Source organism: Streptomyces profundus, assembly GCF_020740535.1.
Classification (GTDB): domain Bacteria; phylum Actinomycetota; class Actinomycetes; order Streptomycetales; family Streptomycetaceae; genus Streptomyces; species Streptomyces profundus.
Window position 1 is genome coordinate 2,393,721 of the sequence record NZ_CP082362.1, and the last position, 13,431, is coordinate 2,407,151.

General features: G+C 73.8%; 12 protein-coding genes. 6 read left to right on the top strand and 6 right to left on the bottom strand.

The window, feature by feature from the left end:
• Positions 1–135 precede the first annotated feature (135 nt).
• Positions 136–1,155, bottom strand: a complete 1,020-nt coding sequence (gene trpS, locus K4G22_RS10345; protein WP_228079593.1) for a tryptophan--tRNA ligase — start codon at positions 1,153–1,155, stop codon at positions 136–138.
• 159 nt (positions 1,156–1,314) lie between these two features.
• On the opposite strand from trpS, the gene rocD reads away from it, so the two are divergent.
• The 3 genes from rocD to K4G22_RS10360 all read left to right on the top strand — a co-directional run bounded on the left by rocD (position 1,315) and on the right by K4G22_RS10360 (position 4,796).
• Positions 1,315–2,550, top strand: a complete 1,236-nt coding sequence (rocD, locus tag K4G22_RS10350; protein ID WP_228079594.1) for an ornithine--oxo-acid transaminase — start codon at positions 1,315–1,317, stop codon at positions 2,548–2,550.
• Positions 2,551–2,743: 193 nt separating this feature from the next.
• Entirely contained in the window at positions 2,744–3,733 is a 990-nt protein-coding gene (locus tag K4G22_RS10355) for a malate dehydrogenase (protein WP_228079595.1), read from the top strand.
• A gap of 148 nt (positions 3,734–3,881) precedes the next feature.
• A complete protein-coding gene (locus K4G22_RS10360) occupies positions 3,882–4,796 on the top strand; it encodes a glycine betaine ABC transporter substrate-binding protein (RefSeq protein ID WP_228079596.1) in 915 nt (304 codons plus the stop codon).
• Between the two features lie 1,204 nt (positions 4,797–6,000).
• Here K4G22_RS10360 and K4G22_RS10365 read toward each other — a convergent pair.
• The gene (locus tag K4G22_RS10365; RefSeq protein WP_425336644.1) at positions 6,001–6,417 is read right to left on the bottom strand and encodes a DUF3017 domain-containing protein; all 417 of its coding nucleotides are present in this window, start codon (positions 6,415–6,417) and stop codon (positions 6,001–6,003) included.
• A gap of 31 nt (positions 6,418–6,448) precedes the next feature.
• The gene (locus K4G22_RS10370) at positions 6,449–7,309 is read right to left on the bottom strand and encodes a bifunctional methylenetetrahydrofolate dehydrogenase/methenyltetrahydrofolate cyclohydrolase (RefSeq protein WP_228079597.1); all 861 of its coding nucleotides are present in this window, start codon (positions 7,307–7,309) and stop codon (positions 6,449–6,451) included.
• Positions 7,310–7,411: 102 nt separating this feature from the next.
• On the opposite strand from K4G22_RS10370, the gene K4G22_RS10375 reads away from it, so the two are divergent.
• Complete coding sequence (locus K4G22_RS10375) at positions 7,412–7,663, top strand: hypothetical protein (RefSeq protein WP_228079598.1); 252 nt, start codon at positions 7,412–7,414, stop codon at positions 7,661–7,663.
• Between the two features lie 113 nt (positions 7,664–7,776).
• Here the strand turns inward: K4G22_RS10375 and purH are convergent, their stop codons facing one another.
• Together purH and purN are read right to left on the bottom strand one after the other, a co-directional pair.
• Positions 7,777–9,369: a bifunctional phosphoribosylaminoimidazolecarboxamide formyltransferase/IMP cyclohydrolase gene (purH, locus tag K4G22_RS10380; RefSeq protein ID WP_228079599.1), complete on the bottom strand. Its 1,593-nt coding sequence runs from the start codon at positions 9,367–9,369 to the stop codon at positions 7,777–7,779.
• Positions 9,366–10,025, bottom strand: coding sequence for a phosphoribosylglycinamide formyltransferase (purN, locus tag K4G22_RS10385; protein ID WP_228079600.1), 660 nt, complete (start codon positions 10,023–10,025; stop codon positions 9,366–9,368). Before purN ends, purH begins: the two co-directional genes overlap by 4 nt.
• Positions 10,026–10,252: 227 nt before the next feature.
• Between purN and K4G22_RS10390 the strand changes: the two genes are divergently transcribed.
• Positions 10,253–11,014, top strand: coding sequence for a hypothetical protein (locus tag K4G22_RS10390; protein ID WP_228079601.1), 762 nt, complete (start codon positions 10,253–10,255; stop codon positions 11,012–11,014).
• Here the strand turns inward: K4G22_RS10390 and K4G22_RS10395 are convergent.
• Positions 11,011–12,564, bottom strand: a complete 1,554-nt coding sequence (locus K4G22_RS10395; RefSeq protein WP_228079602.1) for a cell division protein PerM — start codon at positions 12,562–12,564, stop codon at positions 11,011–11,013. The two genes, K4G22_RS10390 and K4G22_RS10395, sit on opposite strands and share 4 nt — an antisense overlap.
• A gap of 182 nt (positions 12,565–12,746) precedes the next feature.
• Between K4G22_RS10395 and K4G22_RS10400 the strand changes: the two genes are divergently transcribed.
• A complete protein-coding gene (locus K4G22_RS10400) occupies positions 12,747–13,427 on the top strand; it encodes a sigma factor-like helix-turn-helix DNA-binding protein (protein WP_228079603.1) in 681 nt (226 codons plus the stop codon).
• Positions 13,428–13,431 lie beyond the last annotated feature (4 nt).

Consider the following 13,431-nt stretch of genomic DNA (forward strand, 5'->3'; position numbering starts at 1 on the left):
TCCACTTCGCGGGTTTCTGCGGGTTGTCGCGGGTGCCCGCGGGTCTCCCGCCGCACCGAACGTCCCCCCGTAGTGTGCCGCCGGCGCCGGCGCGGCGACACGGGCCCTCCGTATCCCCCAGCTGTCGGACGGACGTCAGCTCGGCGGCACGGGCGGCAGGAAACCGACCGCGTCGTACACCCGCGCCAGCGTGGGGGCCGCGACCGCGCGCGCCTTCTCCGCGCCCCTGGCCAGCTGCCGGTCCAGCTCAGCGGGATCGTCGAGGAACTCCCGGGTGCGCGCCTGGAGCGGGGCGACCCAGTCGGCGAACACCTCCGCCAGCTCCGTCTTCAGCGGGCCGTAGAGCTGGCCGCTGAACTTCTCCTCCAGCTCCTCGACCGTGCTTCCGGTGAGGGCGGCGTAGATGGTGAGCAGATTGCTGAGCCCCGGCTTCTCCACCGGGTCGTAGCGGATCTCGGTGCCGGTGTCGGTGACCGCGCCGCGGAACTTCTTCGCCGACGTCTTCGGGGGGTCGAGCAGCCAGACGATGCCCTTGGCCGACGAGCCGGACTTGCTCATCTTGCTGGCCGGGTCCTGGAGATCCTGGATCTTGGCGGCGCCCTTGAGGATGTAGGCGGACGGCAGCCGGAACAGCTCGCCGAACCTGCCGTTGAAGCGCGCCCCGACGTCCCTCGTCAGCTCCACGTGCTGGCGCTGGTCCTCGCCGACGGGCACCTGATCCGTCTGGTAGAGCAGGATGTCGGCGGCCTGGAGCACCGGGTAGGTGAAGAGCCCGACCGTGGTGCCCTCGGCGCCCTGCTTGGCCGACTTGTCCTTGAACTGCGTCATCCGGGACGCCTCACCGAAGCCCGTCAGGCAGTTGAGCACCCAGGCCAACTGCGTGTGCTCGGGCACATGGCTCTGCACGAAGAGCGTGCAGCGCTCCGGGTCGAGCCCCGCGCCCAGCACCTGCGCCGCGGCCAGCCTGGTCGCCTCACGCAGCGCGGCCGGGTCCTGTGGAACGGTGATGGCGTGCAGATCCACGATCGAGTAGAAGGCGTCGTGGGTGTCCTGGAACGGGAGCCACTGCCGCACGGCACCCAGGTAGTTACCCAGGTGGAAGGAGCCCGCGGTGGGCTGGATACCGGAGAAGACACGAGGGCGATCAGTGGCCATGACAGCCATTGTCTCAGGTCCACCAAGCGGGTTACGCGGGCCCGCCCGGCTCCCCGAAGCACCGGTTTTCGGACACCTGGCGCGCAGATTCTTCCCATAGCGGACGGCGACCGCTACAAGGGAGGGCACAGGCCAACCAGCCAGAGATCGGATACCACCATGACCGTGCAGGAGCCCCCGGAGACCCCGGACAGCCCGGCCGCCGCCCTGATCGCAGCGGCGGAGACGCACAGCGCGCACAACTACCACCCCCTGCCGGTCGTCATCGCCTCGGCGCGCGGCAGCTGGGTGACGGACGTCGACGGGCGGCGCCATCTGGACCTGCTGGCCGGGTACTCGGCGCTCAACTTCGGCCACGGGCACCCCCGGCTGATCGCCGAGGCCAGGGCCCAGCTGACCCGCCTCACCCTCACCTCCCGCGCCTTCCACCACGAGCGGTTCGCCCCGTTCGTCACGGAGCTGGCCGCGCTCTGCGGCATGGAGATGGTGCTGCCGATGAACACGGGCGCCGAGGCGGTGGAGACGGCGATCAAGACCGCCCGCAAATGGGGCTATCAGGTCAAGGGGGTGCCGGACGGGCGGGCCAACATCGTGGTGGCGGCCAACAGCTTCCACGGCCGCACCACCACCCTGGTCGGCTTCTCCACCGACCCGGACGCCTACCGCGACTACGGCCCGTTCGCGCCGGGCTTCACCGTCGTCCCGTTCGGCGACCTCGAAGCGATGCGCGCGGCCGTGGACGAGAACACGGTGGCGGTGCTGCTGGAGCCGGTCCAGGGCGAGGCCGGGGTGATCGTGCCGCCGGCGGGCTATCTGCCCGGGGTGCGTCAACTGACCGCCGAGCGCGGCGTCCTGCTGATGGCGGACGAGATCCAGTCGGGCCTCGGTCGCACCGGGCGCACCTTCGCGTGTGAGCACGAGGGCGTGGTGCCCGACGTCTACATCCTGGGCAAGGCGCTGGGCGGCGGGGTGATGCCGGTGTCGGCCGTGGTCTCCTCGGCGGAGATCCTCGGCGTCTTCAAGCCGGGCGAGCACGGCTCGACCTTCGGCGGCAACCCGCTGGCCTGCGCGATCGGCCTGGAGGTGGTGGCCATGCTGCGGGAGGGCGAGATCGTGGCACGGGCCGCCGAGCTCGGTGAGCTGCTCCACGACGAGCTGGCCAAGCTGGTCACCGAGGGCACCGTCACCGAGGTGCGCGGCCGGGGCCTGTGGGCCGGGATCGACCTGGCGCCCGGCGTGGGCAGCGGACGCGAGGTCTCCCAGCGGCTGCTGGCGCGCGGCGTGCTGATCAAGGACACCCACGAGAACACGCTGCGGATCGCGCCGCCGCTGGTCATCGAGCGGGACGACCTCCAGTGGGCGCTCACCCAGCTGAGGGAGGCGCTCGCGGGCTGACCCGCGCGCCGACCCCGACGCGGCCGGTCCACGTTCAGCGGACTACCCTGACGTCAGTATCTTGATGACGAGATATGAGATATGGCGAGAAAGTGCGCGAGGACCTCCCGCCGCCGTGGGAGTGCCCCGCCACGCTGGACGAGTAACCTGGCCGTGGACCCGGCCGCCACATTCACATACCGGAAGGTCCCTGATGCCCCGCACCCCCGTCACCGTCACCGTCACCGGCGCGGCCGGCCAGATCGGCTACGCGCTGCTCTTCCGTATCGCCTCGGGTCAGCTCCTCGGGCCGGACGTCCCGGTCCGGCTGCGCCTGCTGGAGATCACCCCGGCGCTGGCCGCGGCCGAGGGCACGGCCATGGAGCTGGACGACTCCGCCTTCCCGCTGCTGGCCGGCATCGACATCTCCGACGACCCGAACGTCGCCTTCGACGGCACCAACGTCGCGCTGCTGGTCGGCGCCCGCCCGCGTACCAAGGGCATGGAGCGCGGCGATCTGCTGGAGGCGAACGGCGGCATCTTCAAGCCGCAGGGCCGGGCCATCAACGACCACGCCGCTGACGACGTCAAGGTGCTGGTGGTCGGCAACCCGGCCAACACCAACGCGCTGATCGCGCAGGCCGCGGCGCCCGACGTGCCGGCCGAGCGGTTCACCGCGATGACCCGCCTCGACCACAACCGCGCGCTCTCCCAGCTCGCCAAGAAGACCGGCACCCCGGTCGCCGAGATCCGCCGCCTCACCATCTGGGGCAACCACTCCGCCACCCAGTACCCGGACGTCTTCCACGCCGAGGTGGCCGGCAAGAGCGCGGTCGAGGCGATCGGCGACGAGAGCTGGCTGGCCGACGCGTTCATCCCGACCGTCGCCAAGCGTGGCGCGGCCATCATCGAGGCCAGGGGCGCGTCCTCCGCCGCCTCCGCCGCCAACGCCGCCATCGACCACGTCCACACCTGGGTCAACGGCACCCCGGAGGGCGACTGGACCTCGATGGCGATCCCGTCCGACGGCTCCTACGGCGTCCCCGAGGGCCTGATCTCCTCGTTCCCCGTCACCACGGCGAACGGCGCCTACGCGATCGTGCCCGACCTGGCGATCAACGACTTCTCGCGGGGCCGGATCGACGCCTCGGTGCGCGAGCTGGCGGAGGAGCGCGAGGCGGTCCGCGGGCTCGGGCTCATCTGAACCGGCTGACTCCGAAACCCACCTCATCTGAAACACTGCGGACGTAACGCATCTGTGGCCCCCACACACGCTGTCGGGGCCACACTGCGTCTCTCCCGCGACCCCGCTCCCCACTCCCGGCCCGAAGCCTGAAGGAAGAGCCACACCGATGCGACGCCCCTCCCCCCGGATACGTCTCCTCGCACGTCATCCTCTTCTGGTGGGTCTCGGCGCGCTCAGCCTGGTGTTCACCGGCGCGTGTGACGTGACGAAGGAGCTGGCGGGCGAGGAGGAACGGGAGCCGGTCCGGATCGCGGTGACGGACTGGCCGGGCGCTCGGGCCAACGCGGCGGTGGTCGCCTATCTGCTGGAGGAGGAGCTGGGCGTCTCGGTGGAGAAGGTCGAGACCGACCCGGCCGCCGCGTGGACCCAGCTGGGCGAGGGCACCACCCAGGTCCTGCTGGAGGACTGGGGCGCGCTCCCCGAACAGACCCGGCTCCATGTCGAACAGCGCCAGGACGTGGTCACCGCCGGCGACCTCGGCATCGAGGGGCACGTCGGCTGGTTCGTCCCCGGCGACTTCGCCAGGAGCCACCCCGACGTCCTCAACTGGCGCAACCTCAACGACTACGCCGACCAACTGGGCGGCACGGTCCTCCAGGGCGACCCCCGGTTCGCCACCAGGGAAGCGGCCATCATCGACGAGCTGGACCTCGACCTGAGGCCGGTGGCGGCCGGCAGCGAGGAGGCCCTGGTCGAACGGATAGCCCAGGCCGGCACCGGCGGCACGCCGCTGCTGGCGTACTTCTGGCAACCCCACTGGCTGGCCAGCAGGATCGACCTGGCCGAGATCGAACTCCCGGGCTACTACCCGAAGATCACCCTGCACAAGTACCTCAACGCGGAGTTCGCCGCCGAGGGCGGCGAGGTCGTCTCCTTCCTCCGCGCCTTCTCCTGGACCGAACAGGACCAGAACGCGGTGGCCGAACTCATCGCCGGCCAGGGCATGACCCCCCGCGCCGCGGCCGAACACTGGATCACCGCCAACCCGGACACGGTCGCCACCTGGCTCACCCAGCCCTAGCCGGTGCCCTGGCCGGGCCGGCCGAGCGGTGCCCTACCGGGTCAACCACCCCCGGTGGCCCACACCCACCACCAGACGGTGCCCTGGCCGGGCGGTACCCAGGCCGGGCGGTGCCCTGGCCGGGCCGGCCCAGCGGTGCCCTACCGGGTCAACCACCCACGGCGGCCCACACCCACCACCAGGCGGTACCCAGGCCGGGCGGGCCACCCTCGCCCCGGCGGACACCAGACCACCCACGGGCCGGTGCCCTGGCCGGGCGGGCCACCCCCGGCGGAAACCAGACCACCCACGGGGCGGTGCCCTGGCCGGGCCGGCCCAGCGGTGCCCTACCGGGCCAACCACCCCCGGCGGCCCACACCCACCACCAGACGGTGCCCAGGCCCGGCGGGCCACCCCCGGCGGAAACCAGACCACCCACGGGGCGGTGCCCTGGCCGGGCCGGCCCAGCGGTGCCCTACCGGGCCAACCACCCCCGGCGGCCCACACCCACCACCAGACGGTGCCCTGGCCGGGCGGGTCACCCCCGGCGGAAACCAGACCGCCATCGGGGCGTGGGCGAAGCCCCGCCAGGGCAGCCGCCCCCGGCGTGAACCACACCCGGTAGGGACCACACCCGCCATCGGGGCGTGGGCGAAGGACTGGCCGGGCGGGCGTAACGGGAGGGGTCCGGCGCCGCCGCGCGCGCAGCGCCTCCGGCGGGCGGGCCCCGGGCGCCGGGCCGGAGCGGTTACCGGACCATCAAGCGGGGACCACCCGGTCCGAACGGACCGGCCGGGAACCGCCGCCCTTGCCTGACCGCCCGGCCCTCGGGGCCGGTGGGCTTGGCGGTGCCGGGGTGCCCGCTCGCCCAGCGGTGTGGCTCCGCCGGAGCCCCGGCGGGCAGGGCCGGTTGCCTTCGGCAGCCGGGGTCGTCAGGCCCCAGCCACGCCCTCGACCGCCCGGCCCTCGGGGCCGGCTACGACAACACAACCGAGACGCCGAGCCAGGGCCCCGCCCGGGTCCGGCAGAGCCGCGTCAGTGGGTGAACCCACACCCCAACACCGGTCCGCAGGACCGGAAGGCCACAGCCACCCACCGGGACCAGAGGACCGCCCCCCATCGGGGCCCGGGGCGAAGCCCCGGGGGGCCTCCCCGCCGCCAGGCGAAGGGGCGGGTGGGCGGGGGAAAAAACCCGGCGCGGAGCGCCGCGGCGGCGCGCCGCAGGCTAGCCCGCCGAGAAGCGGAGGATGTCGTTGAGGAAGGGGACCTCAAGCCAGGGGCGGGGCTCGGCCATCAGGGTCAGGAGGACGATCAGCGCGCCCAGGACGGTGTACGTCAGGATGTCGGTGAAGCGGGAGCGGACCGCCAGCATGCCGACCGCCGGCAGCCAGAAGCGGAGCACCGCGCCGCCCAGCAGCGCGCCGCCGACGATCAGCAGGCCGATGCGGAAGTCGAGCAGGGTGACCAGCAGCCCCACGAGCGTGGTGCCCAGGACCGCCAGCAGCGGCCACTGACGGATGGGCGCCGGCGCGTCACCGCCCGCCGTGCGCCCCCCGCCTTCCGGACGCGCCGTGCTTCTGGTCCTGTGCTTCTCCGGCACCCGCCACCGCCTGCGCCAGGCCACGCCGCCGCCACCGCCCACGTCGTCCCCTCGTCCCCTCGTCCTCGGTCCGTCAGCCCTGGTCGGCCGCGCGCTCGGCGGCCTCGACGACGTTGCTCAGCAGCATGGCCCGCGTCATCGGGCCCACGCCGCGCGGGTTGGGCGAGAGCCAACCGGCGACGGTGGCCACGCCGGGGTGCACATCGCCGACGATCCGCCCCGACTCGTCGCGGCTGACGCCGACATCGAGCACCGCGGCGCCCGGCTTCACGTCCTCCGGCTTGATCAGGTGCGGAACGCCGGCCGCCGCGACGACGATGTCCGCGCGGCGCAGCTGCGCCGACAGGTCGCGGGTGCCGGTGTGGCACTGGGTGACCGTGGCGTTCTCCGAGCGACGGGTCAGCAGCAGCGGCAGCGAACGGCCGACCGTCACGCCGCGTCCGACCACCGCGACCTCGGCGCCGTCGATCGCGACGCCGAAGCGGCGCAGCAGCGCGATGATGCCGTTGGGGGTGCAGGGCAGCGGCGCCGGTTCGCCGAGCACCAGGCGGCCGAGGTTGGTGGGGTGCAGGCCGTCCGCGTCCTTGTCCGGGTCGACCCGCTCCAGCACGCGGTTGGTGTCGATGCCGCGCGGCAGCGGCAGTTGCACCAGATAGCCGGTGCAGGCGGGGTCGGCGTTCAGCTCGTCGACCACGGCCTCGATCTCCGCCTGACCGGCGGTGGCCGGCAACGCCCGCTGGATGGAGGCGATTCCGACGGCGGCGCAGTCCCGATGCTTTCCCGCGACGTACTTCTGGCTGCCGACATCGTCGCCGACCAGCAGCGTGCCGAGGCCCGGGGCGTGTCCGCGCTCCTTGAGCGCGGCGATCCGGGTGCGGAGGTCGGACTTGATCTCGGCCGCGGTGGCCTGGCCGTCGAGTGTCTGGGCAGTCATGGGTCCATCCTCGCGGATAACGGGCCAAGGTCACCAATCCGGCCGGGACGGCCCAGGGCGCGGCGCTCGCGGGTCCGGCCGGAAGCTGCTGGAATACCGGGCATGAACGAACGCTACTCCCTGTTCAGCAGCCCGGCCGGCGGTGTGATGACGGCCGAGGTCGGCGCGGTCACCGGCGAGTTGGAGCTGCACAGCACCGTCGGCGAGGACGGCGCGCTCCACCTGCGGATCCGCTACGCGGGCGCCGACGAGTGGTACACGGTCGAGGGCGGCCCCTACCGGCTGCACGACCCGAGGGACCACGAGGTACTGCACGAGGTCCTGGTCGCGATGCTGCACCGCCCACCCGCCTGAGCCGCGCGCTCGGGCCCGCGCCAGGGCACCCAACGGGGCGCCCCGGCGGAGGGGACCGGGCGGTGGCGCGTGGCTGGCTGCCGTGCTGACCGGGCTGCCGCCACGGAGCCGGCTCAGTGGAAGAAGTGTCGGGTGCCCGTCAGATACAGGGTGACCCCGGCCTTGCTGGCCGCCTCGACCACCTGCTCGTCGCGCACCGAACCGCCGGGCTGGACCACGGCCTTGACGCCCGCCTCGATCAACACCTCAAGCCCGTCGGGGAAGGGGAAGAACGCGTCGGACGCGGCGTACGAGCCGGCCGCCCGCTCCGCGCCCGCGCGGCCGACGGCCAGCCGCGCGGAGTCCACCCGGTTGACCTGTCCCATGCCGACGCCGACCGTCGCGCCGCCGCTGGCCAGCAGGATCGCGTTGGACTTGACCGCCCGGCAGGCGCGCCAGGCGAACGTCAACTCGGCCAGCTCGTCGGCCGTCAGCGCCTCGCCGGCGGCGAGCCGCCAGTTGGCCGGGTCGTCGCCCGCCGCCTGGAGGCGGTCGCTGACCTGCGCCAGCGCGCCGCCGTCCACCGGGCGGAACTCGGCGACGGCGGCCGGGGGTTCGGGGCAGCGCAGCACCCTGATGTTCTTCTTGCGGGTGAGGGCCTCAAGGGCGCCCTCCTCGTAGTCGGGCGCGACGACGACCTCGGTGAAGATCTCCGCGATCTGCCCGGCCAGCTCGGCCGTCACCGGCCGGTTGACGGCGATGACGCCGCCGTAGGCGGAGAGCGGGTCGCAGGCGTGCGCCTTGCGGTGCGCCTCCGCGACATCCGAACCCACCGCGATCCCGCACGGGTTGCTGTGCTTGATGATCGCCACACAGGGCTGCTCGTGGTCGTGGGCGGCGCGGCGGGCCGCCTCGGTGTCCACGTAGTTGTTGTAGGACATCTCCTTGCCGTGCAACTGCTCGGCCGAGGCCAGGCCGCGCCCGCTGCCGTCGGTGTAGAGCGCCGCCGACTGGTGCGGGTTCTCGCCGTAGCGCAGCACCCGCTGGAGGCCGAAGACCGGGCTGACGCTCCGCGCGAACTCCTCGCGCGGCCCGTCCTGGGCGGCGAAGTAGCCGGCGACCTGGGCGTCGTAGCCGGCGGTGTGCCGGAACGCCTCGGCGGCCAGCTCGCGCCGCTGCCCCGCGGTGAAGCCGCCCGCGACGACGGCGGCGGCCAGCTCGTCGTAGCGCGCCGGGTCCACCACGATGGCCACCGAGCCGTGGTTCTTGGCCGAGCTGCGCACCATCGCCGGGCCGCCGATGTCGATCTGCTCCACGCACTCCTCGAAGGAGGCCCCGGAGCTGACCGTCTGTTCGAAGGGGTAGAGGTTGCTCACCACCAGGTCGAACGGCTCGATGCCGAGATCGGCGAGCTGCGCGCGGTGCGCGGGCACCCGCTGGTCGGCCAGCAGGCCCGCGTGCACCTTCGGGTGCAGCGTCTTGACCCGGCCGTCGAGGCACTCGGGGAAGCCGGTCAGCTCCTCGACGGGGGTGACGGGCACGCCGACGGCGGCGATCCGGCGGGCCGAGTTCCCGGTGGAGACCAGCGCGACCCCGGCGGCGTGCAGCGCCTTCGCCAGCTCCTCCAGACCGGTCTTGTCATAGACGCTGATCAGGGCGCGCCTGATCGGCCGCCGCCCCTCGGCGTCGTGCTCCGGCTGGGCCCCTGCGGCTTGTTCGGCGCTCACGGGATGTACACCTTTCGTCCCTCTGTGCGGTAGCCGTCGCGGGCCATCCGGCCCACGGCATCGACGAGCAGCCCGCGTTCGACTTCCTTGATCCGCTGATGCAGCGTGTCCTCGTCGTCGTCGTCGTGGACGGCGACGGCACCCTGCGCGATGATCGGGCCGCTGTCCACCTCGGCCTCGGCGAAGTGCACGGTGCAGCCCGTCACCTTCACCCCGTGGGCGAGCGCGTCGCGCACCCCGTGCGCGCCGGGGAAGCTGGGCAGCAGCGCCGGATGTGTGTTGATGAACCGGCCCCCGAAGGCGGCCATGAACGAGGCGCCGACGATCTTCATGAACCCGGCGGACACCACCAGGTCGGGGCGGTGCGCCGCCACCGACTCCGTCAGCGCCGCGTCCCAGTCGGGGCGGGTGGCGTAGTCACGGAGCCGGTGGACGAAGGTCGGCACGCCGGCGCGTTCCGCCCGGCGCAGCCCTTCGATGTCGTTGCGGTCGGCGCCGACGGCGACCACCTTGGCGCCATAGGCGTCGCCCCGTTCCCGCGCCGCGTCCAGCAGCGCCTGGAGGTTGCTGCCCGATCCGGAGACCAGGACCACGAGGCGGGCGGGGGATCCGGCGGACGGGTCGGCGGCTTCGGAGGCCGCGGAGGCAGAGGCCACGACGAGGTCTTTCCTTGAGTGCTTTTCCTCCCGGAGCACCGAGGTCGTCGTCGAACCTGCTGGTGCCGCTGCCGGGACGTGCGGGCCGCTCACGGGTCGGCCGTCGGCAACGATACCTTTACGGCTGGGTCCCCCCGTGCCGTGGGCGCCGCGGAGCCAGGTACGGTCGGAGGCCACCGGCACCGCGATCCCGGCGCGCGTGCCCGACAGGGAGATGCGACCACCACATGACCGACGGACCCCGTGCGTCAGGCCAGCAGGATCGGCCGGGCGAGGAGGACAACCCCTTCGCCCCGCCCCCCGAGGGGCGGCCCGACCGGCCGTGGCGCCCCCGGAATCCTGACGGTTCAAACGGGAACGGGGACGGCGAGGGCGGGAACGACGGCAACCAGCGGCAGCGCTGGGGCAGCCAGTGGAGCCGCAAGCAGCCGGGACGCGGCTCGGGCCCGTTCGGCGCCCCGGGGAACGGCGGCTCGGACGGCTCGGGGGAGAACGGTGGCCGGCCGGGCCGCCGTTGGGACCCCAACGACCCGGGGCAACGGCACGCGCGCTACTCGGTGTTGGCCGGTATGTGGGGTGTCTTCGCCGCGCTGCTCTCCTGGGAGTGGCTGGGCCTGCTGCTGGGTGCGCTCGCCCTGTACTGGGGTGTCAGCGCGCTGCGCGGCGGCCCGGCCGCCGACGGCGAGGGCAGGGACCGCGCGAAGGAGCGGGCGAAGGTCACAGCGGGTGGGGGCGAACCGCCCGAGCCGCCGGCCCCTGCGCCGGGCGGCACCCCGCCGAAACCGTCGAGGCCCCAGCGGGGCACGGCGATCGCCGGCGTGGTGATGGCCAGCCTCTCGCTGCTGATCGTCGCGACCACCTACACGGCGCAGCTGGTCTACAAGGAGTACTTCGACTGCGTCTCGGACTCCCTGACGGCCCCGTCCAAGGCGGCCTGCGAGGAGCATCTCCCCAGCCAGCTCCACTCGATCTTCGGCGAGGACGACTAGGACGACCTGTCCTGGGCCCTCGCGCCCGCCTCGTGGGGGATGTCGGGGAGTCCCGGCGGTCCTGGTGGGCCGAGTTCGGGGACGAGTTCGCCCGAGGTCTCGCGCAGCGCCGCCCAGCGGGAGTGCCGCGCGTCCGTGACATGCCAGTCGCGGGCCGGGTCCTTGGCCCTGGCCCGGCATCGACGGCGGCGCGGCCTGGGCGCCTGGGCGGTGACGGCGCGCAGGGTGGCCAGCGCGCCGATGGTCAGCGAGGCCAGCAGCAGCCTGGGCTGGTGGAGCCGCCACAGCCGTAGGCCGAGGGCCAGCGGCAGCGCGACCGCCGCCCAGCCGGCGGCGGCGAGTCCGGTGAGCCAGCCGTCGGGGCCGAACCGCGCCAACTCCCCCGTGCCCAGCGGGCCGCCGGCCATGGCGCCTAGCAGGCCGAGGGCCACCCCGGTGCCGGCGGCGGCCAGCAGCGCGGTGAGCGAGGTGCCCAACCAGCCGGACGCCGAGGCCCGTTCGCCGGGCACGGGAACCGCGGCCCGGGCGACCAGGGTGGCGATCACCAGCAGCCCGGCCAGCGGAACGGCGGCCGTGATCCACAGCAGCGGCCCTTCGGGCGCGCTCGCCGGCAGGCCGTCGAGCAGCGGGAACGGGGGCGGCGACGGTTCGCCGGTGACGGCGAGCGGGGTGAGCAGGCTGCCGCCGCCCAGGGTGAACCCCGGGCCGAGACCGTAGGCGGCTCCCCAGACGGCGGCGTTGGGCGCGAGCGCGCAGGCCAGCAGCAGCACCGCGAGCCGTCCCGACCAGTCGCCGCTCAGCGTGACCATGGTGCTCTGCGCCGCCTGGGCGTGGAGCAGCAGACCGCCGGCGGCGAGCAGCGCGCCGATGCCGCAGCAGGCGGCGGCGCCGCCGAGCGCCGCGCGCCCGGCGGCGTGCAGCCGCCGCGCGGTGAACAGCGCGGACCAGCGGGCGCCGGGGGCGTGGCGGAGCAGCGGGTCGGGGGGCACGCCGCTGATCGCCCAGGCCGTGGCGACGGTCACCAGCAGGGCGAAGAGCGGGAGTTGGATGGCGGTGTCCAGCAGGTCGGGGCTGAGGGTGGCCCGTGCGGCGAAGAGCGTGGCGGCCGATCCGGCCAGCAGATAGCCGGCGCAGATCCAGAGCGCGGCGCGGAACGCGTCGCCGGGGTCGGCGGCCCAGTGCGCCTGTTCCGGCTCGGGCAGCAGGGTGACCCGGACGGCCCGGTAGAGCAGCCAGCCGGGGAGCGCGGTCAGCAGCAGGGGGCTGAGGCCGACGGGGGCGCTGCCCTGGTGGAGGGTCTCGCCGCGCACCAGTTCGCAGCCGTGGGCGAGGAGCCAGAGGTCGGCGGCGATGCGCAGGGCGCCGGTGGCGCCGTTGTCGGGGTAGGGGGAGATCACCCAGAAGAGCAGCACCAGCACGGCCAGGGCGCCGAGCCCGAGCCCTGCGGCGAGCAGTCCCTCGAAGAGCCACCGCCCCTGGGTGCGGCCGAACGTCGGCCGAAAGGTCGGCCGCGGGCTCCCCGGGACTTTCCACTGACTGAGGTGTCGCACCCGGCCATGCTGCCAACAACACCCGATATGCCCGGGTAACGGGTTTTCACCGTGGTGTCGCCCAGTATGTTCTTATGACCCGTTTTAAGGATTATCTACCTTCGCTGCCCACCGGACAGCGCAGCGGTCAGCACGCCAGAAGACGGACGAGATCCGAACCCTCCGATGGCCCCGAACCCGCGATGACCCCCGTCGCCCAGTTGCACGCGCCGAGGGTCGCGTTCCAGCGTCTCTACGAGGCGCGCGCCAGCTCCCTGGTCCGGCAGGCGCTGCTGCTCAGCGGCGACCGGGAGATCGGTGACCGCGCCCTGGCGCACGCGTTCCGGCTGGCCTGGGAGCGGTGGCCCGAGGTGGCGACCGACCGGGATCCGGCCGGCTGGGTGCGGGCGACCTGCCACGAGTTCGCGCTCTCCCCCTGGCACCAGCTGACGCCGAACCGCTGGCGGCGCCCCGTCGACGTGCACGCCGAGCACCGACCGCTGCTGGACGGGCTGCTCGCCCTGCCACGCGGCTACCGGCGCGCGCTGCTGCTGCGGGACGGGGTGGGGCTCGGTCTCGCCGAGACCGCGGCCGAGTGCGAGGCGACCACGGCGGCGACGGAGAGCCGGGTGGAGCACGCCAGGGCGGCGCTCGCCGAGCGGCTGCCCACGGTGGCCGCCGCCGCCCCGGCGGAGCGGGGCCCCCTGATCGGCGCGCTGTTGGCGAGATGCGCCGACACCCTGCCGGTCAGGCCGGCGCCGGCACCGGCCGCGCTCGACGCGAGCGAGCGGACCACCAGGCGCATCGTCGGCGCGGCGACCGCGCTGGTCACCGGCACCACCGTCGCTCTGGTCGGCTCGGGCCTGCTGACCGCGCTCCACTAGCGGG